We start from the raw sequence: 23,637 nt of genomic DNA on the forward strand, positions 1-23,637 counted from the left end.
GAGCGTCAAGCAGAAGTTGATTGTTCGAGGTACCTTAGTGGGGAGGCCATCAGCCAACAGATCCTGTGCTTGACTGGCCGCATGACGGAAGACACGCTGACGGGAACAGGGGACGGGAGCTTGACGGGGCTGCGTGCGGCGACCGCCGCACCGGGGGCGGGCGCGCTGCTGCGGATACTGCGCGACGGCCGACCGCGCACCCGGTCACAGTTGGCCGCCGTCACCGGGCTGGCGCGGTCCACGGTCACCCAGCGTGTGGACGCCCTGCTGGCCAGCGGCCTCATCGGGCCCGCCGGAGAGGCGGTCTCGACCGGGGGGCGGCCGCCCGCGACCTTCTCGTTCCGCCCGGACGCCCGGGTCGTCGTCGCCGCCGACCTGGGCGCGACGCACGCACGGCTCGCCCTGACCGACATGTCCGGGAACGTGCTCGCCGAGGAGCGGGCCGACCTGGAGATCTCACTGGGGCCCGAGCCCGTCCTGGACTGGGTCGCGGACCGGGGCCGGGCTCTGCTCGACGTCGCGGGCCGGGGGGAGTCCGACCTGCTCGGCGTGGGCGTCGGGCTGCCCGGGCCGGTCCAGCACGCCACGGGGCGCGCGGTCAATCCGCCGCTCATGCCCGGCTGGGACGGCTTCGACGTCCCCGGCTACGTCGGCGCCCGCCTCCCCGTGCCGGTGCTGGTGGACAACGACGTCAACATCATGGCCGTCGGCGAGCACCACGTGTCCTGGCCGACCGCCAGCCACCTGATGTTCGTCAAGGTCGCCACCGGGATCGGCTGCGGCGTCGTCAGCGAGGGCCGGGTCTACCGGGGCGCGCAGGGGGCCGCCGGGGACATGGGGCACATCTACGTGCCCAGCGGGGAGGGGCGGCTCTGCCGCTGCGGCAACACCGGCTGTCTGGAGGCCGTGGCCAGCGGGGCCGCGCTCGCCGAGGCGCTCAGCGGCAGGGGTGTTCCGGCCCGGGGGAGCCGCGACGTCGTCGAACTCTCCCGCAACGGCTCGGTCCCGGCGCTGCGCGCGCTGCGCCAGGCCGGGCGCGACATCGGCGAGGTCCTCGCCGCGTCGGTGAACATGTTCAACCCGTCGGTCATCGTCATCGGCGGGGCCCTGGCCCGGGCGGGCGACCACCTGCTCGCGGGCGTGCGCGAGATCATCTACCAGCGCTCACTGCCCCTGGCCACCGAGCACCTGAGCATCGTCTCCTCCACCGCGGGGGAGAGCGCGGGCGTCATCGGCGCGGCCGTGATGGTCATCGAACACTGCCTGAGCCCGGAGCACGCCGACACCCTGGTCAACGGGGTCTGAGCGGCGGGCCCGGGTCGCGGGTCCGCGCCTTGGACCCGAGGCGTGCCGTCCACGCGCGGTTCCGCTCGCACGCGGGTGGGGCGGAGGGGCGGCGCCCCCGGTGGCGGTCCACGGATACGGGCCGCCGCCGAGGGCCGTCGGGTCCGGAGCCGGTGCGCCGGTTCAGGCGCGGTCGACCAGGACCTGTCCGTCGGTGGCGCGCTGGCCGCTCAGGCCGCCGCCGTAGTTGGCCTCGACCCGCGAGCGCTCGTAGGCGTTGGGGTAGACGTTGGTGCAGCTCACGCCGCCGGTGGAGCCCGACATCAGCGACGAGCACGGGCCGGGCTTGGCGTCGGGCAGGCCCAGGCTGTGGCCGAGCTCGTGCGCGGCGATGCGCACCGCGTCGTAGCCCGCGTCGGTGCCCTGGCGGCCCATCCAGACGGTGACCTGCCCGCCCGGGCGGACCGGGCCCAGGTGGGCGCGGGGCCAGCCGTCGTCGGCGATGATGCGGATCTCGGCGCGCCAGCCGGCGGGGGCCGGCTCCAGGCGGACGTTGCTGACGCTGTAGTTCCACACGCTCACGGCCGAGGAGACGGCGGAGGCGTACTCCGCCGCCTGGCTGGCGTCGTAGTACAGGACGGTCTGGCGCAGCGGCCGGTCCTGCTCCGCGGGTGCCGCGGAGGCCGGTGCGGCGCCCGCCAGCGTCAGCGTCAGCGCGCTCAGTGCGATCAGGAGGGGCGTGAGGATACGTCTCAGCATGGGGGGCTCCCTGGGGGTGAGGGGGCTGATCTGTACGGTGACCCGGTGGGGTCGGCCCGATGCTATGTGTAGTGACGTATCACCACAAGACGTGCAGAACGCATAATTCTGGCGCGGCGCACCGGATCGGCGGCCCGTTCGCGGTCGCGGGGCGCTGCCGGCCGACGGCGTGTGTGCGCCGTCGGCCGGCCGACGCGGGTCGTCCACGCGGGCGTTCCCGGCGCCCCGCGGGGCGCCGCGAACTCCGCTCCGGGCGCGCTGGCCGGTGGATCAGGGTGCCGGGCGGGTGTGCACGACGGCGTCGGGGCAGGCCGCGGCCGTCTCGGTGAGCGCCGCGCGTTCGGGCTCGTCCACCGACAGGCCCCAGCGGGTCTTGACGGTCACCCACTCGGTGACGTAGCGGCAGTGCGCCTCCTCCAGGGGCGGCAGCCAGGTGGCGGGGTCCTGGTCGGCCTTGCTGCGGTTGGAGCGGGCGCTGACCGCGACCAGCGCCACCTTCTCGTCCAGGTCGTTGGCGTAGTCGCGGCGGCGCGCGGTGGTCCAGTCCGAGGCGCCGCTGTCCCAGGCCTCGGCGAGGGGGACCATGTGGTCGACGTCCAGCGCGCGGGAGGAGTCGACGGTCAGACCGTCGTAGTAGGACTCCCACTCCCCTCCGGTGACGGCGCATCGGGGCCCGACCTCGGGGAAGGCGGTGGCCTCGTCGATGAGCACCTCCTTGCGGGTGTGGCAGCCGTCCCGGTCGCCGTCCACCCAGTGGGGGAACAGCGACCGGTCGTAGCCGTCGCGGGACTCGGCCGCGACGGTCAGTGCGGTGATCGCTTCGGTGAGCGGCACCTCCTCGCCGGCGTGGGCGGCGGCGGGTGTCAGAACGGTGGTCAGCAGTACGGCGGCGCTGGTGACCGCGAGTGCGGGACGCATGGAACCCCTTCGGTTGATGACTCTCCGTGACCATCTTGCGGGTGAAGGGGGGCCGCGGACGGAGGCGCGCCCGAGCCGCTCCGAGCCGCGCGAACGGGCGGGGCCCGTCCGCGCGAACCCGTCCGCCTGTACCGCACGGGCCCGTCGTCGTAGGGTGGAGGAAAGCCGTTGTGCCCGGGCCGCGCGGGCGCCCGGGCCGGTTCTCGGACCGGAGGTGGACGCCATGTCCACACGCACGCGTAACTGGTTCCGGGCCGCCGCCATGGCTCTCGCCCCGGTGGTCCTGCTGGCCGTGATCCTGTACCACCCCTTCCTGTTGGGCACCACCCTGTCCTCGGCGTTCGTGGCGCAGGCGATGGAGGCCGATCCGATGCGGTGGGCCCTGGCGCACCTGCTGGCGGTCGGGGCCCTGGCCCTGTTCGTCCTGGCCTTCCAGGGGCTGCGCGGCATTCTGCGGGATGAGGGGGAGCAGCAGTGGAGCTTCTTCGCGTTTCCGCTGGTCATCGTGGGCGGCGTGCTCATCGCCGCGCTCGCGGGGATGGAGGTGGCCGTCGCGGCGGCGATCCCCACGGGTATCGACACCCTGACGCTGGTGCAGGCCCTGCAACCGTGGTTCCTGACGCTGCTGACGGGCGGCACCATCGTCTTCCTGCTCGGGGCGCTGGCCTTCGCGGGGGGCGTCGTCCGCGCCGGGATCATGGGCCGGACGATGACGATCGTGGTGGCGGCCGCCCTGGTCGTGGCGGGCCTGGCGGCGGTGACCCCGTTCTTCGCCGCCTTCTACGTGATCGGCCTCGCCACGATCGTGGCGTTCTGGCCGTTGGCCTGGACGACCGTGCGGACCGGCGTGGTGGCTGAGGTCGGACCGCGGGCGGAGACTGAGGCCGGACCGGAGGTCGAGGCCGGGGCGGAGGCGGGGGAGAAGCCCACCGCGCCGCGTCCCCGTGCCTCCGAGGAGCACAAGGGCAGGTTCCGGAGTTTCGGGCGGCACGGATCGCGCGCCCACCACTGATCCCCGCCCCGCCCGGGGTCCGCCGCGGGGCGTTACCCGTACGGGCACCGGCCCGCCGCGGTCGGCGCCCGTACGCCCAACCGCGACCGGACCGGGCGGCGTCGGCCCGGTCCGGGACGACGGACCCCACCCGTGCCGGTCGTCGCCCCACGGGCGGGGAATCGCGGCCCGTCGGACAGGAGCCCGAGGCCGACCGGGGTGTAGAACGGAGAGTGCCGGACCGTCGCCACGCGTGTGGTCCGCATGGCCAGACCGAGCAGGGGGGATCGCGATGACGTCCGGGATCGACGTCCAGGTGATCGAGACGTCCTCACTGGGTGACCGCAGTTACCTGGCCACCGACGGCGAGGTGGCGCTGGTGGTCGACCCCCAACGCGACGTCGACCGCGTCATCGCCCTGGCGGGACGCCTCGGGGTGCGCATCACCCACGTGCTGGAGACCCACGTCCACAACGACTACGTCTCCGGCGGGCTGGAACTGTCCCGGCTCACCGGCGCGACCTACGCGATGGCGGCCGCCGACGAGGTGCCCTTCCACCGGGTGCCGTTGGCCGACGGCGACCTGGTGGAGGTCTCCCCGCGCATGCGGGTGCGTGTCATCGCCACCCCCGGACACACCTTCCACCACCTCTCCTACGCGCTGGAGGGCCCTGAGGGAACCGAGGGCGTCTTCACCGGCGGCTCGCTGCTGTTCGGCACCACCGGGCGCACCGACCTGCTGGGACGCGAGCACGCCCAGACCCTGGCCCGACACCAGCACGCCTCCGCGCACCGGCTCGCCGACCTGCTGCCCGAGGGGGCGCGGGTATGGCCCACCCACGGCTTCGGCAGCTTCTGCTCGGCCACCCAGGCCGAGGGGGACGCCTCCACCGTGGGACGGGAGAGGGAGCTCAACCCGGCGCTGCGCCTGGCCGCCGACGAGTTCGTCACCCGGACCCTCGCGGGCCTGGGCGCCTACCCCGCCTACTACGCGCACATGGGAGTCACCAACCTCGCGGGCCCCGAACCGGTGGACCTGCGCCCGCCCGCCACCGCGGACCCGCTGGAACTGCGTCGGCGTCTGGAGGCGGGTGAGTGGGTCGTGGACCTGCGCAACCGCAAGGCCTATGTCCAGGCGTACCTGGCCGGTACCGTCAGCCTGGGCCTGGACGGCCCGATGGCCACCTGGCTGGGCTGGCTGATCGACTGGGGGGCGCCGCTCACCCTCCTCGGCGAGACCGCCGAACAGGTCGCCCGGGCCCGGCGCGAGCTGGTGCGTATCGGTATCGACCGCGTCGCCGCCGCGGCCACCGGCGCCCCCGAGCGGCTGGCCGCCGGACCCGACCAGATCCGCACCATGGACACCGCCGACTTCGCGGACCTGTCCGCGGCACTGGAGGGAGCCGTCCCCGACGGCCTGCCCGCTCCGGAGACCGTGCTGGACGTGAGGCTGCGCAACGAGTGGAACGAGTCCCACGTCGTCGGTGCCGTGCACATCCCGCTGCCCGAGCTGCCCCGGCGCATCGGCGAGGTTCCGGAGGGAGCGGTGTGGATCCACTGCGGCAGCGGATACCGCGCGACCGCGGCGGCCTCGCTGTTGGCCCGCGCCGGCCGCCGTGTGGTGGTCGTGGACGACGACTTCGCCGCCGCGGCCGACAAGGGCGTCCCCATGACCGACTCCGCCTAGGCTGTGTTTTCGGGTCCTCCCCCTCACCTCGGACCGTGTCCGGGCGCCCTGAGGACAGGGATCCTTCCTCCCCGCCCGCGCCGCGGCTCGGCGTCATGTGCGGGTGCGTTGGCGCCTTCTGCCCGTGTGGCCGCGGCCGTGTCTGCCTACCGTTGTTGGTGGAGGCGGCCGAACGCTCCTTCTCCCGATCCGACGGCGGCAGCGGTGAACGCCACGGCGACCTCACCCCGCGGATCAGCCCTCGGGCTGAGGCGGCGGTCGGGCTGCCCGCTCCGCCCGCCGGGTGGGGAACCGGGACAGGTGCGGTGGCGGTGCCCTTGCGCCCGGTCCGCCGGGCCGCGCCCCGGTGGTGGGACCTCCGGCGCCTCACTCGATCTCGGCGAGGTGGTCGGCGGCTCCCCCGCGCCACTCGATCATGAAGAGGGTGGCGTCGTCGCTGGTACGCCCGCCCCGTTCCCCCTTCAGGGTGTGGGAGAGCCGGCGCAGATCCGCTCGCACCCCCTCCGACGGCTCCCTCCCGAGGCGGTCGATGCAGCGGATGAGGCGTTCCTCGCTGAACAGCTCCCCGTCGGCGAGGTGTTCCTCGATGATGCCGTCGGTGTAGCACAGCACCCGGTCACCCCGCCGCAGCACGTGCTCCTCGATCCGGGGCGCCTCACCGTTGAGGCCGATGGGCAGCGTGGTCGCGCTCTCCAACTGCCGCACGACCCGGCCCTCGCGGATCAGCAACGGGGCGGGATGACCCGCGTTGACCAGCTCCAGCCCACCGGTGGCGATGTTGACGTGCATCAGCTGCGCCGTGACGAAGTGGTCGGGCCCGAACTGCCGGGAGATGGCGTCGTCCATGAACGCGTACTTCTCGGGCAGGCTGATGAACACGCGCCGGGCGTGCCGGTAGGCGCCGATGGCGACCGTCGCCATCGCGGCGGCGTCCAGGCCGTGGCCCATCGCGTCGATCACGGCCGCGTGCAGGATGTCGCCGTTGAGCGCGTAGTCGAAGCTGTCACCGGCCGCGCGGTAGGCGGGCTCCAGGATGCCGGCCACCTCGACCTGTGGCACGGACATCGTCAGCGGCGGCAGCAGACCCCACTGGATCTCCGCGGACACGCTCATCGGCTCCCGGCGCCGGACCAGGAAGAACTGGTCGGTGTAGGCGTTCTTGGCCACCAGTATGTCGGCGACCAGGCTGGCGAGCCTGCCCAGCAGGCGCCGGTCGTCGTCGCTGACGGAGCCCAGGGTGAGGGCCATCACCCCCACCTCGTTGCTTCCGCCCAGCAGGGGGAGGTACATGCGGGTGCCGCCACGCTCCTGCGGCACCTCGACGGCCTCCATGCGCAGGAAGGCCCGTCCGGCGGGGGAGCCGTCCACCGGCTCGGGCTCGCCCACGTGCAGCCCCTTGCCCGGAAGCGGCACCAGCAGCTCCTGCACGTAGTCCTGGAGCAGGATGGAGACGTCACGACCGCCGACCCTGGTCAGTTCCTCCGCGACCAGCGGGGCGATCAGTTGCGGCGGCAGCAGCCGTGCCCGGTCCAGCAGCAGCCCCAGCAGCTGTTCGCCGAAGCCTTCCGACCGCTCCGCCCCGTCCTGTGCCATGGCCCGCCTTCTCTCGCTCCTCGCCCTGCCCGTATCCGGCTCACCGCGCCGGTCGGCGTTCCTGCCGTGCCGGAGCGACCGAAGGAACTGGGCGGTTCACGGCGCTTTCCGTCCCCTCCTCACATCCTGCCTGCTCGAACGCGCCCCGGCGGGTCGCGGCACACCATCGGTACCGACCGGTGCGCCGTTCGCGGCGACGAACGGGGCACCCGACCGCCTGACCCGCCGACAACGCCGGGAACGTGTCGGGCGACACGGTGAGCGCAGCCGCGGGTTCCGTCGGGGCGCCGGCGGGGGCGGGCCCGGCGCGGTCACCACCCCGGCCCACGACACCGGCCGGTGACCGTCAGACCGACGCCACCAGCACGACGTGCAGGGTACGGGGGCCGTGCACACCCTCCACCCGCTCCAGCTCGATATCGCTGGTGGCCGACGGGCCGCTGACGAACGTGAGCGGGGCGAGCGGGTCCAGGCGGGCCAGCGCCTCGGGGACCCCGCCCACCACCTGGTCCGCGCGGACCACGCACACGCACACGTCCGGCAGCAGGGACAGCGCCCTGCGTCCGCACGCGGGCCCCGCGTCCAGGACGAGCGTGCCGGTCTCGGCGACCGCGACGGCCGTGCCGGTGACCGCGGCCCCGCAGTCGCTCAGGCTGACGGCGGGACGGCCGTCGTCGCGACCGGTGCCCGGGGGCGTCCACTCCTCGGGGAGCCCGGGTGCGGCCAGCACCTCGGCGCGGTCCGCTCCCAGGGACCCGGTCAGGGCGGTCGCCACGGTCGCGGCCACCTCCCCGGGCCCGCAGCGGTGCACGGTGGCGCGGTAGTCGACCAGCCGGTCCTCCAACAGGTCCAGCAGTGCGGAATGGCCGGGCGGGCGACCGTCGAGCCGCCGGTAGTCGCGCGGCACCTCGGTCACGGTCGCCCGGGCCGCGCCGTTGGCCGCGCGGATGCGCGCCAGGATCTCCTCGCGTGCGCTCACCGGTGGGAACTCCTCGTCTGTTCGGCGTCCGCGGGCGCGGGAGCGCTCTCCCGCGGACTGGTCGTCGGGCCGGGGCGGCGGCGCCTCATGTCCGGTCACCGTGCTCGCGGGCCCAGCGCTCGGTGAACGTCTCACCCGGCGGGGTGGGCAGGTCGCGGGTGCGGGTCCACTTCGACAACGGCGGGGGCAGCGCGGCGGGCAGGGTGGTTCGGCCGCGGGCGATCAGCCGCCCCAGCCGGGTCAGCCGCTGAGCCGACCGCCACAGGCGCGGGCGGGCCATGGCCCGGGCGACCGTCCCGAACGCGATCCGCTCCGCCGACGGCCTCCGGTCCGACTCGACCTGCTGGTTGCGCAGCTCGACCAGGATCGAGGGGATGTCGATGGCCACCGGGCACACCTCGTAGCACGCACCGCACAGTGTGGACGCGTACGGCAGCGACGGGTTGGCCTCCACCCCGGTCAACTGGGGGGACAGCACCGCGCCGATCGGCCCCGGGTAGACCGACCCGTAGGCGTGCCCGCCCGTGCGCTCGTAGACCGGGCACACGTTCAGGCAGGCCGAACAGCGGATGCAGTGCAGCGCCTGGCGGCCGGTCGGGTCGGCGAGCGCGGCGGTGCGGCCGTTGTCGAGCAGCACCAGGTGGAACTCGCGCGGCCCGTCGCCGGGGGTCACACCGGTCCAGGTCGAGGTGTAGGGGTTCATCCGCTCACCGGTGGACGAGCGCGGAAGGGTCTGGAGGAACACCTCCAGGTCCCGCCAGGTGGGGACGGTCTTCTCGACCCCCATGACGGTGATCAGCGTCTCGGGAAGGGTCAGGCACATCCGGCCGTTGCCCTCGCTCTCCACCACCGCCAGCGTGCCCGTCTCGGCCACCGCGAAGTTGGCGCCGCTGATCGCCACCCTCGCGCGCAGGAAGCGTTCACGCAGGTAGGCGCGGGCAGCCATGGCGAGCTGGCGGGGATCGTCGGTCAGACCGGGATCCACGCCGGGCATGGTGTCCAGGAAGATCCGCCGGATCTCGGCGCGGTTGCGGTGGATGGCGGGGACCAGGATGTGGGAGGGCCGGTCGTCGCCGAGCTGGACGATCAGCTCGGCCAGGTCGGTCTCCCAGGCGGTGACGCCCGCCTCCTCCAGCGCCTCGTTGAGGCCGATCTCCTGGGTGGCCATCGACTTGACCTTGACCACCTCCTCGGTCCCCGTGGCGCGCACCAGGTCGGTGACGATCCGGTTGGCCTCGGCGGCGTCGCGGGCCCAGTGCACGGTTCCGCCGCGCTCGGTGACCCGGCGCTCCAGCTCGACCAGGTGCTCGTCGAGGCGGGCCATGGCGGCCTCCTTGACCGCGCGGCCGGACTCGCGCAGCTGCTCCCAGTCGGGCAGCTCGGACACCACGGAGGCCCGTTTGGCCCGGATGGTGCCGGTGGCGCCCGCCAGGTTGGCGCGCATCTGGTGGTCGGCCAGGTGGCGGGCGGCCGAACGCGGGAACGGCTCCCCACCCCCCAGGTTGCCGGTGCCGTGCGGGATGGCGGGCATGCCCAGGAAGGTTCGGCTCACGGGGCGGCCTCCTTCGTGTCTTCGGTGGCGGCGAGGATCTCGGCCAGGTGGACGGTGCCGGTGGCCGCCCGCAGCCGCGACAACCCGCCGCCGATGTGCATGAGGCAGGAGGCGTCGCCCGCCGTGCACACCTCGGCGCGGGTGGACGCGATCGAGGCGAGCTTGTCGGAGAGCATGGCGGCGGAGGTGTCGGCGTTCTTCAGCGCGAACGTGCCGCCGAAACCGCAGCACTGGTCGGCCCCGGGCAGCTCCACCAGTTCCAGGCCGCGCACCGCGCGCAGCAGCCGCAGCTGCCGGTCGCCCAGCCCCAGCACACGCGCGCCGTGGCAGGCGGGGTGGTAGGTGACGCGGTGCGGATAGCTCGCCCCCACGTCCTCCACGCCCAGTACGTCCACCAGGAACTGGGAGAGCTCGTAGGTACGCGAGGCCAGCTCCTCCGCCGCCCGGGCCAGGCCCTCGTCACCGGCCCGGCGCGCCACCATCGCCTGCTGGTGGCGGATGGAGGCCACGCACGACCCGGAGGGGGCCACCACCACGTCGGCCCCCTCGAAGGCCCGCACGTGGTTGGCGACCACGCGCACGGCCTGACCGCGGTAGCCGGAGTTGACGTGCATCTGCCCGCAGCAGCTCTGCCCGCCGGGAACGGTGACGGTGTGGCCGAGCCGTTCCAGGAGGCGGGCGGTGGCCCACGCCGCCCCCGGAGCCATGGTGTCCACCACGCACGTGGCGAAGAGCGACACGCGCATACCGGTGCCCCTTCCGTCGACCCTCATCCGAGTTCCCCGGCGATCCTGGTCTCGGCATCCTCCCACGGCCGCTGGCTCCCCGTCGGCTCGTAACGGCGCACGTCGGCGGAGTCGGCGACGATGCGGCGCAGCCGGGTCAGATCGCCCTCCACCGCGCCGACCGCGCGCGCCTGGACCAGCAGGTTGCCGATCGCGGTGGCCTCGGTGGGCCCGGCGACCACCGGCAGGCCGACGGCGTCCGCGGCCCGCTGGCACAGCAGGGTGTTGTGCGCACCGCCGCCGACCAGGTGCACCGCGTCGACACGGCGGCCGGTCAGGTCGGCGGCGCGGTGCACCCAGCGCCGGTAGGCCAGGGCGAGGGAGTCGATGACGCACCGCGCCGTCTCGGCGTCGTCGGCGGGCGGACGCTGACCGGTCTCGCGGGCGTAGGCGTCGATGCGCGCGGGCATGTCTCCGGGTGGGAGGAAGCGCGGGTCGTCGACGTCCACCACACACGCCAGTTCCGGAACGCGGGCGGCCCGGGCGAGCAGGTCGTCCAGTCGCACCTCCCGTCCCCGCCGGTTCCAGGTGCGCACCGACTCCTGGAGCAGCCACAGGCCCATCACGTTGCGCAGGTAGCGCACGCTCCGGTCCACTCCCAGTTCGTTGGTGAAGTTCGCGGCCCGCCCCTCCTCGGACAGCAGCGGCGCGTCCAGCTCCACACCCACCAGGGACCAGGTGCCGCAGGAGACGTAGGCGAAGTCCGGCCCGGCCGCGGGCACGGCGGCCACCGCCGAGGCGGTGTCGTGCGAGCCCACGGTCACCAGCGGAGTCCCGGCCGCGGCGCCGACGGCCTCGCCGGGGCGCACGGGGGCCACCACGGTGCCGGGTTCGACCACCTCGGGCAGCAGTGCGCCCGCCTCCACCCCGAACACCTCGGCGAGGACACCCAGGACACGGGGCGACCAGTCGCGGCCGCGCACGTCGAGCAGCCCGGTGGTGGAGGCGTTGGTCAGCTCGGCGACCTCGGCGCCGGTCAGCCAGTGGCCGAGCAGGTCGGGGACGAGCAGCAGTCGCCGGGCGAGGTCCGTGGCGGGGTCGGCGGCCGCCGCGGCGAGCTGGAACACCGTGTTGAACGGCTGCACCTGGAGGCCGGTCACCCCGTACAGCTCGGCCGGGGGCAGGTGCGCGAACACCCGGTCGGGCGCCCCGTCGGTGCGCGCGTCCCGGTAGTGGACGGGGTTGCCGAGCAGGGCGCCGCCGGCGTCCAGCAGCCCGTAGTCCACGGCCCAGGAGTCGATGCCCGCCGACGCCAGCGGTCCGCACCGGTCGGCGGCGGTCCGCAGACCGGCGGTGGCGTTGGCGTACAGGGCGAGCACGTCCCAGTGCAGGGTGCCGCCGCCCGGCCCGGGCAGGTGGACGGGCCCGTTGGGGAAGCGGGCCACCTCCTCGGTGCGCAGTCGCCCGCCGTCGAGGTGCCCGGCCAGGACACGGCCGCTGGAGGCTCCCAGGTCGACGGCGGCGTGGACGGTGCTCATCGCAGGAACGCGGCGGCGACGCCGGAGTCGACGGGCACGTGCAGACCGGTGGTGTGCGACAGCTCCCCGCAGGTGAGCGCGTACACCGCGTTGGCCACGTGTGCGGGCAGGACCTCGCGTCCCAGCAGGGTGCGCCTGGCGTAGAAGGCTCCGAGTTCCTCCTCGGGTACCCCGTAGACCTTGGCGCGCTGGGCTCCCCACCCTCCGGCGAAGATCCCCGAACCGCGCACCACCCCGTCGGGGTTGACCCCGTTGACGCGGATACCGTGCTCGCCCAGTTCGGCGGCGAGCAGCCGCACCTGGTGGGCCTGGTCGGCCTTGGCGGCGGAGTAGGCGACGTTGTTGGGTCCGGCGAAGACCGCGTTCTTGGAGGCGATGTAGACGATGTCGCCGCCCATGCCCTGCCCGGTCATCACCCGGGCGGCCTCGCGGGAGACGAGGAAGGAGCCCTTGGCCATCACGTCGTGCTGCAGGTCCCAGTCCCGCTCGGTGGTCTCCAGCAGCGGCTTGGAGACGGACAGCCCGGCGTTGTTGACCACCAGGTCCACCCCGCCGAAGGCCAGCGCGGCGGCGTCGAAGGCGTCGGCGACCGCGTCGGCGTCACTGACGTCGCAGGCCACGCCCACCGCGGTGTCGGCGCCGCCGAGTTCGGCGGCGGCCTCGGCGGCCCGGTCGGCGTCCAGGTCGGCGACCACCACGCACGCGCCCTCGTCCGCCAGGCGCCGGGCGATGGCCTTGCCGATGCCGCTGGCCGCGCCGGTCACCAGCGCCACCCGGGTGGCCAGCGGCCTGGGCTCGGGCAGGCGGGCGAGTTTGGCCTCCTCCAGGGCCCAGTACTCGATGCGGAACTTCTCCGACTCCTCGATGGGCCGGTAGGCGGACAGCGCCTCGGCGCCGCGCATGACGTTGATCGCGTTGACGTAGAACTCGCCCGCCACGCGCGCGGTCCTGGCGTCCTTGCCGAAGGAGAACATGCCCACGCCCGGGACCAGCACGATCGCCGGGTCGGCGCCGCGCATGGCGGGGCTGTCGTCGGTGGCGTGGCGCTCGTAGTAGGCCCGGTACTCGTCCCGGTACTCCCGGTGGAGTTCGCGCAGCCGGGCCACGGCGTCCTCGACCGGGGCGTCGGCGGGCAGGTCCAGGACCATCGGGCGGACCTTGGTACGCAGGAAGTGGTCGGGGCAGGAGGTGCCCAGTGCGGCCAACCGGGGGTGCTCGGCGCGGGCGAGGAAGTCGAGCACCTCCGCACTGTCGGTGAAGTGTCCGACCTGCGGGTGGTCGGTGGAGGCCAGACCGCGGACCACGGGGGCGAGCGCGGCGGCGCGGGCCCGGCGCCGCGCCGGCTCCAGCGGCTCGCGGCCCTCGACGACCGGGCCGAACGGGTCGGGGCGCCCGCGGTCGGCGATGAAGCGCTCGGCGGTGCGGATGATCTCCAGGGAGTTGGCCTGGCACTCGGCGCTGGTGGCGCCCCAGGCGGTGATCCCGTGTCCGCCGAGCACGACGCCGATGGCGTCCGGGTTCTCCTCCGCGATGCGGGCGATGTCCAGCCCGAGCTGGAACCCGGGGCGGCGCCAGGGGACCCACAGGACGCGGTCGCCGAAACAGGCGCGGGTGAGCTCCTCGCCGTCGGCGGCGGTGGCCAGCGCGATCCCCGAGTCGGGGTGCAGGTGGTCGACGTGGGCGGCGCGCACCAGCCCGTGCATCGCGGTGTCGATGGAGGGCGCGGCCCCGCCGCCGCCGAACCGGCAGTGGTCGAAGGCGGCGACCATCTCGTCCTCGCGCTCCTCGCCGGGGTAGACGTCGACGAGTGAGCGGAGCCGGTCCAGCCGCAGGACGGCCAGCCCGTCCTCGGTGAGGGTGCCAAGGTCGCCGCCGGAGCCCTTGACCCAGAGCAGGTCGACCGGTTCGCCGGTGACGGGGTCGGTCCGGGTCCCGGCGGCGGAGGTGTTGCCGCCGGCGAAGTTGGTGTTGCGCGGGTCGGCGCCCAGTGTGTTGCTGCGCGCCAGCAGGTCGGCGACGGTGGAGTCGGTCATGTCGGTTCCCTGGTCGTTGGTGGCGTCGGCGGTCGGTTCGGTGCTCACGCGCCCCACCCCGCCTGGGTTCCGCCCACGCGTTCGGCGGTGACCTTGTCCAGGTAGCCGGAGCGGGCGTGCGCGGCCATCGGGTCGGGGTCCAGGCCCATGCCCTCGCGCAGTTCGCCGAGCAGGGGGCGCACGTCGGTGTTGAAGGCGTCCATGAGCGCGGCGTTGGCGGCGAGCACGTCGCCGTCGCGCTGGGCCGCGGCGAGCGCGTCGCCGTCCACCAGCAGGGCCTTGGCGGTGGCCTCCTGGACGTTCATCACCGAGCGGATCTGCCCGGCGATCTTCGGCTCGATGTTGTGGCACTGGTCGAGCATGAACGCGACCTCGGTGTCGGCGGCCAGGCCGCCGCCGCGCGCCACCTCGTACATGATCCGGAAGAGCTGGAAGGGGTCGGCGGCGCCGACCATGAGGTCGTCGTCGGCGTAGAAGCGGGAGTTGAAGTCGAAGGCGCCGAGCTTCCCGGCGCGCAGCAGGACGGCGACGATGAACTCGATGTTGGTGTGGGCGGCGTGGTGGCCGGTGTCCACGCACACCACGGCCCGCTCGCCCAGCTCCAGGCAGTGGGCGTAGGCGGTGCCCCAGTCGGGGACGTCGGTGGCGTAGAAGGCGGGTTCGAAGAGCTTGTACTCCAGCAGCATGCGCTGGTGCGGGGCGAGCCGGTCGTGGACCTCGGCGAGGGCCTCGGCGAGGCGGTCCTGGCGGGCGCGCAGGTCGTCCTGGCCGGGGTAGTTGGTGCCGTCGGAGAACCACAGCTTCAGGTCCCGGGAGCCGGTCGCGTCCATGACGTCGACGCACTCCAGGAGGTGGTCGACCGCCTTGCGCCGCACGGCGGGGTCGGGGTTGGTCACGCTGCCCAGGCGGTAGTCGTCGTCCTGGAAGACGTTGGAGTTGATCGTGCCCACGCCCACACCGAGGTCGCGGGCGTAGGCGCTGAGGGCGGCGTAGTCGTCGACCCGGTCCCAGGGGATGTGCAGGGCGACGGTGGGGGCCACCCCGGTCAGGCGGTGCACGTGGGCGGCGTCGGCGATCTTCTCCCACGGGTCCCGGGGCACGCCGGGCTGCGCGAACACCTTGAACCGCGTGCCGGAGTTCCCGAACGCCCATGAGGGGAGTTCGATGTGCTGGCGCCCCAGGGTGTCCAGGACACCGGCGGGGAGGTTGGGGAGGGCTGACACGGGGCGTCTCCGTTCGTGGCTGGAACGACCGTCTTGCGAAGGTGTGTTAAATCGTTTTTACTGATCAGCGTCGAAGGTATCCACAGTGAGACAGGGTTGTCAATATCACGCTGGCGCGTATCAGAGAGAAAGTACGCCCAGGTGAGTAGAACGTTTCACATTGGTGTGCGGGGTCCCCGTGCCGTTCACCGGTCCGGCCGGTCGCGCCGCGCCGGGGACGGCGCGGCGCGACCGGGGGATCAGACCGTCAGGTGGACGTACTCCAGCCCCATGAGGTCGGCCACGGCGCGCACGTCGGCCGCGCGGTGTCCGGTGCCCAGCGCCCAGTGGTGGGCGATGCCGGTGGCGCTCCAGGCGTCCACCCACTCACCGGGGTCGCAGCCGAAGTCCACGCGCGAGGTCGTGTTGCCGATCCGCAGCAGCGGGCCCTGTCCGGTGCGCCCCTCGGCGGTCAACAGGGCGAACGACCCGTCCCGGCGCTGGATGACCCCGAAGAGGGTGACCGGGCCGTGCCTGACGTCGAACTCCACCGACACGCCCCAGCCGCGCTTGCCGTGGTAGACGCCCAGCCCCCGCAGCAGCGGCCTGCGCGCGCTGATCGCCAGGTGCGCAGGGCCGTCGTGGCCCATCTCCACGTGTCCGCGGGTGAAGTCCAGCGCCTGGAGTTCGGTGAAGGAGCCGCCACCGCCCAGCCGGTCCATCATCAGCATCGCCATGCACGTGCGCAGCTCGAACTCGCCCACGGCCGGAACGCCCCGGGCGGTCAGCAGCGAGGCGCCCAGGATCATCCCGGCGCCGAGCCGCTCGTGCAGCTCGCCCGCCAGGCCCCGGTGGTAGTAGGACAGGCTGTCCAGACAGAAGTCGTCCACGAGGCGGTCGAGGCCGACCGCCACCCGGGCGCCCCAGCGGAAGTCCTCGGCCACCACGGAGTCGGTCACCTCGAACACCTCGCGGGCCTCGGCCAGCTTGGCCTCCACCGACGGCTCCTCCGGGCCGGGCACCCGCTCGCGCAGGTCGTCGAACTCCACCACCTCGACGTGGCCGCCGAGGTTGCGGGTGATGAGCGTGGGGTCGGTGGCCACGTCCATCATCCCCGGGTACACGTGCCCCATGAGCCCGTGCCGCGCGTCCCGCATGGTCGCCCGCACTCCCGCCGCGCGGATCCAGCGGCCGATCCGCTCCCAGGCGCGCTCGTCCTCCAGGTACCCCGACACCGAGCGGAACTCCACGCCCAGGCGCTCGAACAGGTTGGCCATCTCCGGAAGGGGGCAGGCGCCGCAGTAGGCCAGCCACTGCCCGGTGTCGAAGGCGGCGTGGTCCATGGACTCGGTCGGCTGCAGGTTGACGAACAGCACGGGGGCGTGGCCGCGCTGGGCGATCGGCGCGATCATCGACGAGGTCAGGTAGGTGGTCAGGAAGCAGACGATGAGGTCGCAGTCGGCGGCCCGCAGGCGCTCGGCGGCGGCCGCCCCCTCCTCGGCGTCACTGACGAAGCCGACGTCGACCACGTCCGCGTCGAACCCGCGCATCCGCTCGGCCACCCGCTCGGCGGAGCGGCGCAGCTGCGGCAGCAGGTCGGGGAACTGCGGCCAGTACGTGCCCAGTCCGCCCGCCACCAGTCCCACGGTGGGCTGGTCGCGGCGGGTGCGGGCTCCGGCGGCGGAGTCGGTCGTGACGGTCATGCTGGACACTCCTCAAGGGGTCAGGTCCGGCGCGCGGCGGTGGACCCCCGGACCACGAGTTCGGGGGTGAACCACACGCGCTCGTGCCGGTGGTCGGGGTCGTCCAGTTCCGAGTGGAGCAGGCGCATGGCCGAACGGCCGAGCTCGTACTTGGGCTGGGCGACGGAGGTCAGGCCGGGGTGGACGAGGTCGGCGAAGTCGACGTTGTCGTATCCCACGACCGAGATGTCCTCGGGTACGCGGACACCGCGCTGGCCCAGGCCCTTCAACAGGCCCAGCGCCAGTTGGTCGTTGGCGCAGAAGACGGCCTGGGGGCGTTGGCGGGGGCCGCCGGCCAGGACCGCGTCGACGGCGCGTTCGCCCTGGGCCGCGTTGAGCTGGGGCTGCTCGACCACCCGGACGGTGGTGTCGGGGTCGAGGTCGGCCTCGGCGCACGCGTCCAGCAGGCCCCGGTGGCGCTGGCGCACCTGTTCGATCGCGAAGGGTCCGGTCAGGAACGTGATCCTCTCGTGTCCGAGCCCGATGAGGTGGCGTCCGGCGGCCAGGCCGCCGGCGTGGTTGTCGACGCTGACGCTGCACCCCACCTCCTCGGACACGTCGCCCCGGTCCAGGGCCACCCAGGGGGTGCCCTGGCGGCTCAGCCACAGCAGGTCGGACAGGTCGTCGTCCACGGGCATGACGACGGCTCCCGCGGCGCGCTGCTCGGCGAGCAGACGCAGGTTGCGTCGCTGGCGCTCATGCTGCTCGGCGGAGTTGAGCAGGACCACGGCCAGTCCGGACTCGGCGGCCTCGTCCTCGACCCCGCGCGCGACCTCGGTGAAGAAGGGGTTGGTGACGTCCAGGACCAGGAGTCCCACCGAGCCGCTGCGGCCCGAGCGCAGGCTGCTGCCGGAGGAGTTGCGCACGTAGTCGAGTTCGGCGATGGCCGACTCGACCTTGCGCCGGGTCGCCTCGGCGACGCGCTCGGGACGGTTGAGGACGTTGGACACGGTTCCGGGGGAGACCCCGGCGTGTCGGGCGACCTCGGTGATGCCCACCGTGCGGCGGCTGGCGCGTGGACTGGGGCTCAAGGACTCTCCCGGGCAGGCTCGAACGGTCGGTCGTAGGGCGACGCGAACGCATCGTACTGACACGGCCCTCGGATCGGGTCCTCATGCTCACACCCTGATTGAAACGTGTCAATAACTTTCCGGAAAGCCGCGATCGCGGAGGAAGGCGGCGTAGGCTCGGACGGAGGGGTGGCCGCAGGTCGTTACCAGGGTGAGACCTGGGATTTCTTGGGCCGTCCCCTTGACGTGATGGTGTGTCCCACTTAACATCCACTTCATATTAAAACGTTTTTGCCCGGTTGTCCTGGATCTCCAGGGACCGGCACACGAAGAAGGAGGGCGCACGTGGCGGACGACCGATCACCGGTGCCTCCACCCCTCGCACTGGTCGACGTCACCAAGTCCTTCGGGAGCGTCCGGGCCCTGCGAGGACTGACCCTGCACCTGCGCGCCGGAGAGATCCACGCCCTGGTGGGGGAGAACGGCGCGGGCAAGTCCACCCTGGTCAAGACCATCGCCGGTGTCCACCGCCCCGACGGCGGGCAGGTCCTGGTCGACGGGACGCCGACCGAGTTCACCGCGCCGGCCGACGCCCAGCGCGCCGGGGTCGCGGTCATCTACCAGGAACCGACACTCTTCCCCGACCTGTCGGTGGCCGAGAACATCTTCGTCGGCCGCCAGCCCCGCACCCGGCTGGGCACCATCGACCGCGCCGCCATGCGGCGCGCCACCCGGGAGGTCTTCGACCGGCTCGGCGTGGACATCGACCCGGACCGCCCCGCGCGCGGACTGTCCATCGCCGACCAGCAGCTGGTCGAGATCGCCAAGGCCATCACCCGCGACGCCCGCGTCCTGGTCATGGACGAGCCCACCGCCGCCCTGTCGGGGGTCGAGGCCGAGCGGCTGTTCACCGTCGCCCGCACCCTGCGCGACGGGGGAGCCGCCCTCCTGTTCATCTCCCACCGCTTCGACGAGGTGTTCGGTCTGTGCGACCGCATCACCGTCGTCCGCGACGGCGCCTTCGTCTCCTGCGACCCCACCGGGGACCTGGACGTGGACACCGTCGTGCGGCGCATGGTCGGCCGCGACGTCACGAGCCTCTACCCCAAGGAGGAGGCCGAGTTCGGCGACACCGTCCTGGAGGTCGAGGGCCTGACCCGCCACGGCGCCTTCACCGACGTCTCCTTCTCGGTGCGGGCCGGTGAGATCGTCGCCCTGGCCGGACTCGTGGGAGCGGGGCGGAGCGAGGTCGTGCGCGCCGTGTTCGGCGTCGACCGCCACGACGCGGGCACCGTCCGCGTCAGCGGCGCGGTCCTGCCCGCGGGCCGACCCCGCGCCGCCATGGCCGCCGGGATGGCGCTGGTCCCCGAGGATCGCCGCCAGCAGGGCCTGGTCATGGAGTCCTCCATCGAGCGCAACGCCACCGCCACCCGTCGCTGGCCGCTCAGCCGTTTCGGGCTGCTCAGCTCCCGGGCCGAACGCGCCAGCGCACGCGAGTGGGGGGCCAGGCTCCAGCTCAAGGCCGGTGCGTTCACCGACGCCGTCGCCACCCTCTCCGGCGGCAACCAGCAGAAGGTCGTCCTGGCCAAGTGGCTCTCGACCGAACCGCGCGTGCTGTTGGTCGACGAGCCCACCCGAGGCATCGACGTGGGCACCAAGGCCGAGGTCCACCGCCTGCTGTCCACCCTGGCCGGTCAGGGCCTGGCCATCGTCATGGTCTCCAGCGAACTGCCCGAGGTCCTGGGCATGGCCGACCGGGTCCTGGTCATGCACGAGGGCCGTCTCACCGCCGAACTCGACCGCGACGAGGCCGACGAGGAGTCGGTCATGTACGCGGCCACCGGACAGCGACCGAGCGAGGCCGCCTGATGAACTCACCCGCCACCGCGCCCGCCGCCACGACGGGAGCCGCGTCCGCGTCCACGGGGCGCCCGGCCGGCCGCCGACGGCAGGTCCGCGAACTCGGCGTCCTGCTGGCCGTCGTCCTGCTGATCGGCGCCACCTGGCTGCACAACCCCGGATTCCTGTCCAGCCAGGGCGTACGCGACCTGTTCCTGGGCGCCACCGTCCTGTCCGTGCTCGCCGTCGGCCAGGCCCTGGTCCTCATCACCAAGAACGTCGACCTCTCGGTCGGCTCCGTGATGGGCCTGGCCGCCTTCGGCACCGGGACCCTCTTCGTGACGTTCCCCGGCCTGCCCGTCCCCGTCGTCATGCTCGCCGGGATGCTCATCGGCCTGGTGTGCGGCCTGGCCAACGGCCTGCTCGTCACCGCCGTCCAGGTCCCCGCCCTGGTCGTCACCCTGGGCACCCTGTACGCCTACCGCGGCCTCGACCACTGGTGGGCGGCGGGCGGCCAGGTCAACGCCCACGACATGCCCGAGTCCTTCCTGGCCCTGGGACGGATCAGCGTCCTGGGCGTGCCCCTGCCCGCGGCGATCGCCGTCGCCGTGGTCGTCGCGGTCGGGTTCTACCTGGCCCACTACCGCTCCGGCCGCGAGCTCTACGCGATCGGCTCCAACGCCGACGCCGCCCGCCTGTCCGGCATCCCCGCCGGGCGCCGCGTCATCGTCGCCTTCGCCGCCAACGGCGCCCTGGCCGGACTCGCCGGGGTCCTGTTCGCCGCCCGCTACGGCACCGTCGACTCCACCGTCGGCACCGGTATGGAACTGCAGGTGGTGGCGGCCGCCGTCGTCGGCGGCGTCGCCATCGCCGGGGGAGTGGGCACCGTCTACGGCGCCGCCCTGGGCGCGGTCCTGCTCACCACCATCACCGCCGCCCTGCCCATCTGGCAGATCAACCAGTTCTGGCAGCAGGCCGTGGTGGGCGGGCTCATCCTGGCCGCGATCGGCCTGGACCGACTGCTGGCGCTGCGCACGGCCCGCAAGCTTCGAGGAGGAGGTGCCCGTGGCGCCTGAACGCGTCATCACCACCCCGGCGGCCGACGCTACGGCGACCGGCCCCGGCCACCGCCCCGGGGGCGCGCGGCGGATCGTGTCGCTGCTGTCCCTGCGCGAGTCACCGGTCGTCGCCGTGCTCATCGTGACGCTGCTCGGCGCGTCCCTGTTCGTCGACATGTTCGCGACCGGGCGCAACATCAGCTTCCTGCTGCTGAGTATCGCCGCCATCGCCCTGATGGCCCTGCCGATGACCCTGATCGTCATCACCGGCGAGATCGACCTGTCGGTGGCGAGCACCCTCGCCCTGACCAGCGCCACCCTGGGTGTGCTCTGGGAGGCCGGGGTGCCGATCGAGACCGCGCTGTGGATCTGCCTGGCGGTGGGTGCGGTGCTGGGAGCCGTCAACGGCGTCCTGGTCACCGTCCTGGGCCTGCCGTCCCTGGCCGTCACCATCGGCACCATGGCCCTGTACCGGGGTCTGGCCTACGTCCTGCTCGGCGACCGGGCGGTCGCCAGCTACCCGCGCGGCTGGGTCAGCGGCGCCCGCGACCCCTTCCTGGGCATCGAGGGACTGCCGTGGATCGCCGTGGCCGTCCTGGTCCTGGCCGTGCTGTTCGCGGTCCTGCTGCACGCCACGTCCGTCGGCCGCTCCCTGTTCGACATCGGCAACAACGACGAGGCCGCGCGCTTCTCCGGAACCCCCGTCAGGTGGACCAAGCTCTGGCTGTTCACCCTCAGCGGCACGGTCGCCGCCGGCGCCGGGGTGTTCTGGACCCTGCAGTACGGCACCTCCCGCGCCGACACCGCCTTCGGCCTGGAACTGCAGGTCGTGGCCGCCGTCCTGCTGGGCGGGGTGTCCATCTTCGGCGGCGTCGGCTCGATCCTGGGCGTCATGAGCGGTGTGCTCCTGCTCGGCACCGTCCGCAACGCCCTCCAGCTCTTCGGTCTGACCAGCGAGGTGCTCCAGATCGTCACCGGTCTGATCCTCATCGCCTCGGTCGTCGCGCCGAACCTCGTGGCCCGGGTCCGCTCCAGACGCGCACCCGGCCCCGAACCCGCCTCCGTCCCCGCCTCCACCGACCGTCCACGTATCGGAGAACAGTCATGACCGATCCCCTGCGCCCGCGCCACCTCACCCTGGCCGCCGCGGCCGCCGCCGTCCTGATGACCGCCGCCTGCGGCGGCACCACCATCGACGACGCCGAGGAGGCCGACACCACCGGACCGACCGGTACCGCCGACCCCGACGCGGAGATCCCCGAGGGCCTGAAGATCGACTTCCTGCCCAAGCAGCTGAACAACCCCTACTCCGACATCGTCAACGCGGGCGGGGCCCAGGCCGTGGAGGAACTGGCCGGGGAGTACACCGAGCGCGGCGGCACCGAGCCCACCGCCGACTCCCAGGTCGAGTACATCAACGCCGCCAGCCAGGCGGGCAGCGACGTCATCGTCATCGCCGCCAACGACCCCGACGCGGTCTGCCCGGCGCTCAACGAGGCCCGGGACAACGGCGCCGCCATCGTCGGCTACGACTCCAATGCCAACTGCACCGACGTGTTCGTCAACCAGTCCTCCGACGAGCTCATCGGCCGCGCGCTGGTCGAGATGATCTCCGGGCAGATCGGCGGCGAGGGCACCTTCGCCATCCTGTCGGCCACCCCCAACGCCACCAACCAGAACACCTGGATCGCGGCGATGGAGGAGATCCTCCAGGAGGACGAGTACTCCGGTCTGGAGCTGGTCGACACCGTCTACGGCAACGACGACGACCTCCAGTCCTTCCAGGAGATGCAGGGCCTGATGCAGTCCTACCCGGACCTGGACGGCGTCGTGTCGCCGACCACGGTCGGCATCGCCGCGGCGGCCCGCTACGTCAGCGACTCCGAGTACAAGGGCGAGGTCGCCATCACCGGTCTGGGCACGCCCAACCAGATGCGCGAGTTCGTCCACGACGGCACCGTCGGGGAGTTCGCCCTGTGGAACCCGCACGAGCTGGGCTACCTGGCGGGCTACACCGGCGCCGCGCTGAGCGCCGGACAGATCACCGGCGCCGAGGGGGAGGCCTTCACCGCCGGTGAGCTCGGTGAGTACACCATCGGCGAGGGCGGCGAGATCGTGCTCGGCCCGCCGACGGTCTTCAACGAGGACAACGTCGACGACTTCGACTTCTAGCCCGCCCGTCACCCACCATCGCCCAGGGGCGCTGCGCGCGCGGGGGCTACCGCCCTCAGCGGTCGCCTGCGGCGCGGTGTCCCACCCGGCGCCCAGGGGCGCCGCGCGCGGTGGTCGCGCGACCGTCCTCAACCGACCCCCGCGGTGCGGTGGCCCCTCTCCCCGGGGGCGGACCGGACCCCTCCCTCCGGCCCGCCCCCACCCCGTCATCACGAAAGGAGTGCCGTGCAGCGCGTCTGCTTCGTGCTCAAGGTCCGCCAGGAGCGGCTGGCGGAGTACAAGGAACGGCACGCCGCCGTGTGGCCCGAGATGCGCGACGCGCTCAGCGCCACCGGCTGGCACAACTACTCGCTCTTCTGCACCGACGAGGGCATGGTCGTGGGCTACCTGGAGACCGAGGACTTCGAGGCGGCCCGCGCCGCCATGGCCCGCACCGACGTCAACGACCGCTGGCAGGCCGAGATGGCGCCGTTCTTCGAGGACCTGCCGGGTCGGCCCGACGAGGGCATGCTCCCGCTCACCGAGATCTTCCACCTGTCCTGACCGCGGTCTCGG

At 73.2% G+C, this 23,637-nt stretch carries 19 protein-coding genes; 8 read left to right on the forward strand and 11 right to left on the reverse strand.

Annotation, left to right across the window (positions count from 1 at the left end; all coding sequences use genetic code 11):
• Positions 1 to 81: 81 nt before the first annotated feature.
• On the forward strand, positions 82 to 1,305 hold the full coding sequence (locus tag ACTVAJ_RS25075; RefSeq protein ID WP_470390718.1) for an ROK family transcriptional regulator: 1,224 nt from the start codon (positions 82 to 84) through the stop codon (positions 1,303 to 1,305).
• 162 nt (positions 1,306 to 1,467) lie between these two features.
• Here ACTVAJ_RS25075 and ACTVAJ_RS25080 read toward each other — a convergent pair whose 3' ends face one another.
• Entirely contained in the window at positions 1,468 to 2,043 is a 576-nt protein-coding gene (locus tag ACTVAJ_RS25080) for a snapalysin family zinc-dependent metalloprotease (protein WP_470390719.1), read from the reverse strand.
• A gap of 270 nt (positions 2,044 to 2,313) precedes the next feature.
• Positions 2,314 to 2,961, reverse strand: coding sequence for an HNH endonuclease family protein (locus ACTVAJ_RS25085; protein WP_470390720.1), 648 nt, complete (start codon positions 2,959 to 2,961; stop codon positions 2,314 to 2,316).
• 223 nt (positions 2,962 to 3,184) lie between these two features.
• Between ACTVAJ_RS25085 and ACTVAJ_RS25090 the strand changes: the two genes are divergently transcribed.
• The gene (locus ACTVAJ_RS25090; RefSeq protein WP_470390721.1) at positions 3,185 to 3,973 is read left to right on the forward strand and encodes a hypothetical protein; all 789 of its coding nucleotides are present in this window, start codon (positions 3,185 to 3,187) and stop codon (positions 3,971 to 3,973) included.
• A 271-nt stretch (positions 3,974 to 4,244) separates the two neighbouring features.
• Positions 4,245 to 5,639 (forward strand): MBL fold metallo-hydrolase, encoded by a 1,395-nt coding sequence (locus ACTVAJ_RS25095; RefSeq protein WP_470390722.1) that lies wholly within the window; start codon positions 4,245 to 4,247, stop codon positions 5,637 to 5,639.
• Positions 5,640 to 6,005: 366 nt separating this feature from the next.
• On the opposite strand, the gene ACTVAJ_RS25100 is transcribed toward ACTVAJ_RS25095, so the two are convergent.
• The 9 genes from ACTVAJ_RS25100 to ACTVAJ_RS25140 form a co-directional block, all read right to left on the reverse strand.
• The gene (locus tag ACTVAJ_RS25100) at positions 6,006 to 7,232 is read right to left on the reverse strand and encodes a PP2C family protein-serine/threonine phosphatase (RefSeq protein WP_470390723.1); all 1,227 of its coding nucleotides are present in this window, start codon (positions 7,230 to 7,232) and stop codon (positions 6,006 to 6,008) included.
• Between the two features lie 346 nt (positions 7,233 to 7,578).
• On the reverse strand, positions 7,579 to 8,211 hold the full coding sequence (locus ACTVAJ_RS25105) for a LutC/YkgG family protein (protein ID WP_470390724.1): 633 nt from the start codon (positions 8,209 to 8,211) through the stop codon (positions 7,579 to 7,581).
• A gap of 85 nt (positions 8,212 to 8,296) precedes the next feature.
• Entirely contained in the window at positions 8,297 to 9,763 is a 1,467-nt protein-coding gene (locus ACTVAJ_RS25110) for a LutB/LldF family L-lactate oxidation iron-sulfur protein (RefSeq protein WP_470390725.1), read from the reverse strand.
• A complete protein-coding gene (locus tag ACTVAJ_RS25115; protein WP_470390748.1) occupies positions 9,760 to 10,509 on the reverse strand; it encodes a (Fe-S)-binding protein in 750 nt (249 codons plus the stop codon). Before ACTVAJ_RS25115 ends, ACTVAJ_RS25110 begins: the two co-directional genes overlap by 4 nt.
• 23 nt (positions 10,510 to 10,532) lie before the next feature.
• Positions 10,533 to 12,026 carry a rhamnulokinase gene (locus tag ACTVAJ_RS25120; protein ID WP_470390726.1) on the reverse strand — a complete coding sequence of 498 codons (1,494 nt, stop codon included), beginning with the start codon at positions 12,024 to 12,026 and terminating at the stop codon, positions 10,533 to 10,535.
• Positions 12,023 to 14,059 carry a bifunctional aldolase/short-chain dehydrogenase gene (locus ACTVAJ_RS25125; protein WP_470390749.1) on the reverse strand — a complete coding sequence of 679 codons (2,037 nt, stop codon included), beginning with the start codon at positions 14,057 to 14,059 and terminating at the stop codon, positions 12,023 to 12,025. The genes ACTVAJ_RS25120 and ACTVAJ_RS25125 overlap by 4 nt, the downstream gene beginning before the upstream one ends.
• Positions 14,060 to 14,103: 44 nt before the next feature.
• Positions 14,104 to 15,282 (reverse strand): L-rhamnose isomerase, encoded by a 1,179-nt coding sequence (rhaI, locus tag ACTVAJ_RS25130; RefSeq protein ID WP_470390727.1) that lies wholly within the window; start codon positions 15,280 to 15,282, stop codon positions 14,104 to 14,106.
• A 239-nt stretch (positions 15,283 to 15,521) separates the two neighbouring features.
• Complete coding sequence (locus ACTVAJ_RS25135) at positions 15,522 to 16,964, reverse strand: arabinose isomerase (protein ID WP_470390728.1); 1,443 nt, start codon at positions 16,962 to 16,964, stop codon at positions 15,522 to 15,524.
• A 20-nt stretch (positions 16,965 to 16,984) separates the two neighbouring features.
• Positions 16,985 to 18,034 carry a LacI family DNA-binding transcriptional regulator gene (locus ACTVAJ_RS25140; protein ID WP_470390729.1) on the reverse strand — a complete coding sequence of 350 codons (1,050 nt, stop codon included), beginning with the start codon at positions 18,032 to 18,034 and terminating at the stop codon, positions 16,985 to 16,987.
• A 324-nt stretch (positions 18,035 to 18,358) separates the two neighbouring features.
• Here ACTVAJ_RS25140 and ACTVAJ_RS25145 point away from each other — a divergent pair, with 324 nt between their 5' ends.
• The 5 genes from ACTVAJ_RS25145 to ACTVAJ_RS25165 all read left to right on the forward strand — a co-directional run bounded on the left by ACTVAJ_RS25145 (position 18,359) and on the right by ACTVAJ_RS25165 (position 23,625).
• A complete protein-coding gene (locus ACTVAJ_RS25145; RefSeq protein ID WP_470390730.1) occupies positions 18,359 to 19,882 on the forward strand; it encodes a sugar ABC transporter ATP-binding protein in 1,524 nt (507 codons plus the stop codon).
• Entirely contained in the window at positions 19,882 to 20,928 is a 1,047-nt protein-coding gene (locus ACTVAJ_RS25150; RefSeq protein ID WP_470390731.1) for an ABC transporter permease, read from the forward strand. Before ACTVAJ_RS25145 ends, ACTVAJ_RS25150 begins: the two co-directional genes overlap by 1 nt.
• On the forward strand, positions 20,912 to 22,018 hold the full coding sequence (locus ACTVAJ_RS25155; RefSeq protein WP_470390732.1) for an ABC transporter permease: 1,107 nt from the start codon (positions 20,912 to 20,914) through the stop codon (positions 22,016 to 22,018). Before ACTVAJ_RS25150 ends, ACTVAJ_RS25155 begins: the two co-directional genes overlap by 17 nt.
• Complete coding sequence (gene rhaS, locus ACTVAJ_RS25160) at positions 22,015 to 23,082, forward strand: rhamnose ABC transporter substrate-binding protein (RefSeq protein WP_470390733.1); 1,068 nt, start codon at positions 22,015 to 22,017, stop codon at positions 23,080 to 23,082. Before ACTVAJ_RS25155 ends, rhaS begins: the two co-directional genes overlap by 4 nt.
• Positions 23,083 to 23,307: 225 nt before the next feature.
• Positions 23,308 to 23,625, forward strand: a complete 318-nt coding sequence (locus ACTVAJ_RS25165; RefSeq protein WP_470390734.1) for an L-rhamnose mutarotase — start codon at positions 23,308 to 23,310, stop codon at positions 23,623 to 23,625.
• Positions 23,626 to 23,637 lie beyond the last annotated feature (12 nt).

Source organism: Nocardiopsis sp. KDC1DS13DA1 (assembly GCF_055632325.1).

Coding starts and splice junctions, on each gene's coding strand:
- ACTVAJ_RS25075 (WP_470390718.1), top strand. CDS start 82: ATGACGGAAGACACGCTGACGGGAACAGGGGACGGGAGCTTGACGGGG.
- ACTVAJ_RS25080 (WP_470390719.1), bottom strand. CDS start 2,043: ATGCTGAGACGTATCCTCACGCCCCTCCTGATCGCACTGAGCGCGCTG.
- ACTVAJ_RS25085 (WP_470390720.1), bottom strand. CDS start 2,961: ATGCGTCCCGCACTCGCGGTCACCAGCGCCGCCGTACTGCTGACCACC.
- ACTVAJ_RS25090 (WP_470390721.1), top strand. CDS start 3,185: ATGTCCACACGCACGCGTAACTGGTTCCGGGCCGCCGCCATGGCTCTC.
- ACTVAJ_RS25095 (WP_470390722.1), top strand. CDS start 4,245: ATGACGTCCGGGATCGACGTCCAGGTGATCGAGACGTCCTCACTGGGT.
- ACTVAJ_RS25100 (WP_470390723.1), bottom strand. CDS start 7,232: ATGGCACAGGACGGGGCGGAGCGGTCGGAAGGCTTCGGCGAACAGCTG.
- ACTVAJ_RS25115 (WP_470390748.1), bottom strand. CDS start 10,509: ATGCGCGTGTCGCTCTTCGCCACGTGCGTGGTGGACACCATGGCTCCG.
- ACTVAJ_RS25120 (WP_470390726.1), bottom strand. CDS start 12,026: ATGAGCACCGTCCACGCCGCCGTCGACCTGGGAGCCTCCAGCGGCCGT.
- ACTVAJ_RS25125 (WP_470390749.1), bottom strand. CDS start 14,059: ATGACCGACTCCACCGTCGCCGACCTGCTGGCGCGCAGCAACACACTG.
- ACTVAJ_RS25135 (WP_470390728.1), bottom strand. CDS start 16,964: ATGACCGTCACGACCGACTCCGCCGCCGGAGCCCGCACCCGCCGCGAC.
- ACTVAJ_RS25150 (WP_470390731.1), top strand. CDS start 19,882: ATGAACTCACCCGCCACCGCGCCCGCCGCCACGACGGGAGCCGCGTCC.
- rhaS (WP_470390733.1), top strand. CDS start 22,015: ATGACCGATCCCCTGCGCCCGCGCCACCTCACCCTGGCCGCCGCGGCC.